Annotated in this window: 5 protein-coding genes; all 5 read right to left on the minus strand. The window is 51.7% G+C overall.

What is annotated here, in order from left to right; all coding sequences use genetic code 11:
- A partial coding sequence (locus MYY08_RS14045; RefSeq protein WP_288014629.1) for a hypothetical protein occupies window positions 1-408 on the minus strand: 408 nt, incomplete at its 3' end.
- Between the two features lie 33 nt (window positions 409-441).
- Window positions 442-1,347, minus strand: a complete 906-nt coding sequence (locus MYY08_RS14050) for a glycosyltransferase family 2 protein (RefSeq protein ID WP_104951536.1) — start codon at window positions 1,345-1,347, stop codon at window positions 442-444.
- Window positions 1,348-1,416: 69 nt separating this feature from the next.
- Window positions 1,417-3,594, minus strand: a complete 2,178-nt coding sequence (wzc, locus tag MYY08_RS14055) for a tyrosine-protein kinase Wzc (RefSeq protein ID WP_038625275.1) — start codon at window positions 3,592-3,594, stop codon at window positions 1,417-1,419.
- 12 nt (window positions 3,595-3,606) lie between these two features.
- Window positions 3,607-4,041 (minus strand): arsenate reductase/protein-tyrosine-phosphatase family protein, encoded by a 435-nt coding sequence (locus MYY08_RS14060; RefSeq protein WP_084970820.1) that lies wholly within the window; start codon window positions 4,039-4,041, stop codon window positions 3,607-3,609.
- Between the two features lie 5 nt (window positions 4,042-4,046).
- Window positions 4,047-5,177 (minus strand): polysaccharide export protein, encoded by a 1,131-nt coding sequence (locus MYY08_RS14065; protein ID WP_038625274.1) that lies wholly within the window; start codon window positions 5,175-5,177, stop codon window positions 4,047-4,049.
- Window positions 5,178-5,885: the final 708 nt, after the last annotated feature.

The raw sequence follows: 5,885 nt of genomic DNA on the forward strand, positions 1-5,885 counted from the left end.
CCACGTCAGGTTTATCATTGACGAAAAGCAGAAGAAAAGAAAAACGCCAATATCGAAAATATTCATTGACGCGCCGCGCACCCGGATAAAGATAAACAAAAAGGTGCTGATAATAATTACTGCCGATATCAGAGCAAACACAATGGAGCTTTGCTCAAAGCCCAACAGCTTATAGAAATAAGCGGTACTGCCGTAGGAGTTCCCCGGACCGAAGCTGTAAGTCAGTTTCATAAAGCTGAATATGGTGATTTGGTCGGAGAAGAAATACGGCTTCATCACCGACTCTTTTACCAACGCCACGGCCAACATTGTCAGCATCATGAACAGAAACAGCATAAAGGTCATATGCGGATCGAAATAGAGATAGCGATTCTTTCTTATACCTATCTTCAGTGATATAAATTTCATTATTTTATTCGCCGGTCTGATTGCTGTTTTAAATCACTTCCCCGGAACAAAACGTTTCGCGGTAATAGTGGCTAACTTTTTTACTCGTTCATTCATCATCGCCATAAAGTGGCTGAATTTAATTTTCCCCGAAAACAGGAGTTTTAAATAAATGGCAATGCCCTTGCCTTTTTCATTCGACAGCAGATAGCTGTCAGCAATGATCTTTGCGTAGAAGCCGAACCAGATGTAACTCGGCACGCGTTTTTTGATGCTCTCCAGCCAGATCAGCGATTTATCACGCTTGCCGTCTGAGGAGATGCGCGCAGTAGAATCAGAGTCGTCGTAAATGGTCAGCGGCAGATCGAGATAGTAAAAGCTGGCGCCGCGCTCCTGCAGGCGCAGAGCAAAATCCCAGTCCTGGTGCTTACGCAGCGCGGAGTCGAACTTCGCTCGTTTGGCGATATCGGCGTCCAGCAGCAGCGTGCTGGTCTGAAAATCGTTGCCCAGCAGCAGAAACTCCATAATGGAGCTGTATTTATTCACCGGCTTGTTGCGACGCAGGTGCAAACCTTCGGGACGCTTATTGTATTTCGCCGTCATGCAGACGCGATTTTTTCCCGGCTGCTGGCGTAAAAAGGCGAGCTGTTTTTCCAGCTTCTCCGGTACCCATTCGTCGTCGGAATCAAGCAACGCGATAAATTCGCCACGGCTTCGCTCAATGCCTTCGTTGCGCGGACGCGTGCCACCACTGTTCTGTTCCAGCTGAATGAAGCGCACGCGCTCATCCTGCACGGCCGCCATCACGGCGGCGGTATTGTCCGTGGAGGCATCGTCGACCACAAACACTTCGATATTACGATAAGTCTGGTTTAAGACGCTGTTTAGGGTTTTTAAAATGATGTCGGCACGGTTAAAGGTAGGAATAACGACGCTGATTAAAGGCGTAGACTCAGTCATAACATCAGTCTCAATGGATTCGTTTTAAAAACCTTAAAAAGCCAGCCGCGAACGGCTGGCGCTGTCGTTTTATGGCTTAGTGGATTCGTAGCTGTAGTGGTAATAACCGTAGCCGTAGTAGCTGGCGGCTTTTTTCACTACCAGGTTCAGAATGGCGCCTTTAATTTCGATGCCGTTCTGCTCAAAGCGACGTACGCTCACTTCCACTTCTTTCACCGTTGATTGCTCGAAGCCCGCCACCACCATGCTGGTGCCGGCCTGCATACCGATAATCGCAGCGTCGGTAACGGCCAGAATCGGCGGCGTATCGATAATGACGATGTCATACTGCTTCTGCACGTTGGTCATCAGGTCGATAAACTTCTGGCTCATCAGCAGCTCTGACGGATTAGGCGGCAGCTGTCCACGCGGAATAAAATCGAGTCCGCTGACGTTGGTCTGACGAATCGCCTGCTCCAGCGTCGCCTGATTTGACAGTAAGTCAGACAGACCCTTGCGGTTATCGCTGTTAAACAGCTCGTGGGAGTAGCCCTTACGCATATCGCCGTCGATAAACAGCACGCGCTGTCCTGACTGCGCCATCACGGCGGCAAGGTTAGTGCTGATAAAGGTTTTACCGATATCAGGACTGGTGCCGGAAATCATGATGATGTTATTGCGCGCATCGAGCATGGCGAAATGCATGGTGGTGCGCAGGCTGCGTACCGCTTCAATCGCCAGGTCGGCCGGATTAGCCAGCGCCAGCAGCTCGCCGCCGCGCAGCACTTTTTTGCCCTTCTCTTTGCTCAGCGCGGTCAGCTTACGGTCGCGCTGCTGTTGCCATTCAGAAATCGGAATGCTGGCGTACACGTTGATGCCGCTATTTTCCAGCTGCTCAGGGCTTTCGATGCCGCGGATCAGGATAGTTTTCATCAGCACGTAGATGGTGGAGACCAGCAGGCCCAGCACCAGAGAGACGGCGATGATAATGGCGGAGCGCGGCGCGATCGGTTTGTTCAGCACCAGCGCAGGGTCAACGATACGTACGTTGCCGACGGTGCTGGCCTTATTGATGCTCAGCTCCTGCTGTTTGTTCAGCAGCTGCATAAACACCGCCTGGCCGGCGTCGACGTCACGCGTCAGGCGAATAATCTCCTGCTGCGTTTTCGGCAGCGCGGACACTTTGCTTTCCAGCGCTTTTTTCTCATCCCGCAGCGTCTGACGTTTTTCCAGCAGGGTGCGATAAGCCGGGTGCTCCTTGGTGTAAAGCTTGGAGATTTCCGCTTCACGGAAGGTCAGCTCGTTCAGCTGATTATCCACGTTCACCATGGTGTCCAGCATCGACTTCGCTTCCAGAGAGAGGTCGACCGAGTCATTTTGCTGACGGAACGCGTTCAGCTTATTCTCAGCGTCATCCAGCTTCTGGCGCACTTCTGGCAGTTGACGGCTGATGAAGTCCAGGCTCTTTTGCGCTTCCGCCGATTTACGTTCGACGTTCTGCAGCAGATAGTTCTCCGTAATGGAGCGCAGCGTATCCTGCGTCAGCTGCGGATCGGTGCCGTTCAGGGTCAGCGCCAGTACGCCGGTGTCTTTGCCCTGATCGACCACGCTCAGACGGCCAACCAGATCGTTGTAGGTCTGCAGGTAGCCGTTTTTCTGTACAGTAAAAGTATCGCCAGGGCCTGCGTCGGTATCGGAAACCAGAACCTTCACTTTTCCCTGCGCGGCGTACTGCCCTACTTTGCCTTTTACTAACTCGCCATCGTCGCTGGAGAGGGTAAAGGTATGGTTTTCACCTATTTCCAGCTCCAGCTTCTGGCCGATTAACTCCGGCGGCAGTTCCAGACGGGAAACGGCGATTTTTTTCTGATCCTGACCCATCAGACGCGCCCAGCCTGCACCCACCACCGGCAGATATTTCGGCGTGACGGTGGTTTGCAGGTTGAGGTCGTCGATCGTTTTGCCCAGCACCATCCTGGACATGATCAGACCGATCTCAGCATCGGAAGCGGGTTTGGTGTCTGGCACCAGGCTGGAAATCTGGCTCAGCACCAGGCTGCCCTGATTTTGCTCTACCTGAACCAGCGAGTCGGCGCGATAGACCGGCGTCGCCAGAATCGAGTAGATAACGCCGATAACGGCGAACAGCGCGGTGACGCCAATAATAAGCCAGCGATGATCGATAATTGAACCGTATAAACGGGCTACATCGATTTCATCTTTGGCATCTGCAATTTTCTGCGAGCTATCTGATTTTTTATTGACCATTATTATGCCTGATTATCGATTTAATGCGTGGGCCCATTTCTGAGCGGCGTCGTCCAGTAAAAGGTAAACAGATTCAAAAGCCTCTATGCTTTTACGATAGGGATCCGGGATTTCACGGCCGTTACACCAATGGCCGAACAGCATGGTCTTACCGCGAACTTCCGGCGCGATCTTGCCGATCTCATTGATGTGCTTCCTTTCCATCACCAGAATCAAATCGTTTTCTCTGCACATCGCTGAAGTAATTTTCCGCGCGCGGTGCCCCTCCAGCGAGAGGTCATGCTGTGCTGCTACCTTGATGGCGTTCTCATCAGCGGGGTAGTTCACCAGCGCCCCTAAGCCCGCTGATGAAACCTGTATGTGTGGACAATAATGTTTCATTAACCGCTCGCCGGTTGGCGAGCGACAAATATTGCCGACACACACGATGAGAATGGAATTAAACATACTCATCACCAGTTTCTGATGTCATGCGCCGAGTTGATGCTGTAACGCACGCTGTTGACGGTCGGCAGCAACTGGTTAATAACACGGTTCCAACGCGTCAGCGGGGTCGCGGTGACGTAAACGATGTCATACGGCTCAAGCTGGAATTCAGTGCCCAGCACCATCGCGGTCGCGTCAGAGGTGTTCAGCTGATAAACGTTGGCGATTTTGCCGCCCTGCTGACGGTTCGGACGAATGACGAAGACGCCAGTTGCGTTAGAGACTTCCTGGTTCAGGCCCTGCGCATTGCCCAACGCTTCCGTCAGGGTCATGCCGCTGCGATCCATCTTCAGGGTTTGCTGACGCGTCACTTCGCCCATCACAAAGACTTTCAGGTCATCGTTACGCGGCACATAAAGGATGTCGCCGGAATAAAGCAGGCGGTTCTGCGTCAGGTCGCCGTTCTGCATCAGCGCCTGGAGAGAAATACGCTGTTCGCGTCCGTTATGCGTCAAAATCACATTGCGCCAGTCCGCTTCTGCCGCCAGACCGCCGGCCGCATTAATCGCATCCAGCACGGTCAACGGAATGTTGGTGACCGCCTGTTTGCCGGACGTCGTCACTTCGCCGGTCACGTAGACTTTCTGAGAGCGGAACGCCGCGATATTGACATCGACCTGCGGGCTTTCGATATAGCTCGCCAGGCGGTTTTGAATTTCGCTGCGCACCTGTTGAATGGTTTTGCCGACAACCTTAACCCGACCGATGTAAGGGTAATAGATGGTGCCGTCTGAATGCACCCAGTTGCCGGTGTCGCTGGCGCTACGGTACTGGCCGGCAGGCGTCGTCAGCTCCGGGTGATCCCAGACGGTGACGCTTAACACGTCGCCTACGCCGATACGGTATTCATAATTCGCCAGCTCCTGGTCGAGCAAAGGATTCGGCCGCGCTACGACAGGTTTACGGCGCAGTTGCTCAACCAGCATCGGCGTTACCGGATAGACATTAACCATCTTATCGATGTCATAGTCCGCGTCCTGCTGTTTAATGACATCTTTGCCGCTGGTGGAAACATTTTGCCCTGGGACTACAGTACAGCCACTGATAAGTGAGATTGACACCAGTAACGGAGCCAACTTGAGTTTCGATTTCATCATTGAATTATCATCGCTATTGCTGATTTATTGTCTAAAGCGGTGTGTCGCCGCAAAAAAATGCTCATGAATAAACGTCAATTCACGACCAATCTGCCTCAACTATTGCTGTTCCGTCATGAGATGTTTGCCCCTCGTTTTATGCTTAAATGTCTCTGCCGCTAAAGCCGCTCTGTCGCAACGCCCAGTGTAAACAGAAGCGGCCCGCCTTCCCGCAGTTCAATCGTTGATGGTCAGCCAGAGCAGCGTGATGTCCACTGCGGCGCTATTACGCCATCGGCTATTACGCTAATCAGGCTTGTAATGAAAACCTCTATTCTGTCGTATTTATTTGGCATTAGTCTTAAAACAACAGAAAATTATAAATTACTCTTGACGGGTATATTTCGACCAGCGCGTCAGAGTTTAGGCCCGCTACCGCCCCTGGCTTTCAGCTACCAATGCTGTTTAATCAGAAGCAGTGCTATTTGAGGCGCATGAATCGAACGGTCTTTATATGTTTCTTAACGCCGCCGCTTATTACGCTTTTACCGGCGCAGGGCAGCAGAGCCAGATAAATTATCACGGTTCGATCACATAAGTTATGGCTAGATTTTTATACTATTGACTGGTTGTGTCAAGCATGAGAAAGCAGATCCATACCACTTTCAGAATAAGACTAAAGAATATAAAAAATAGGTGTGTATTTTCAAGGGGGTATCTCCGTAAGGG

It is taken from the genome of Mixta sp. (genome assembly GCF_024610815.1).
Taxonomy (GTDB): domain Bacteria; phylum Pseudomonadota; class Gammaproteobacteria; order Enterobacterales; family Enterobacteriaceae; genus Mixta; species Mixta calida.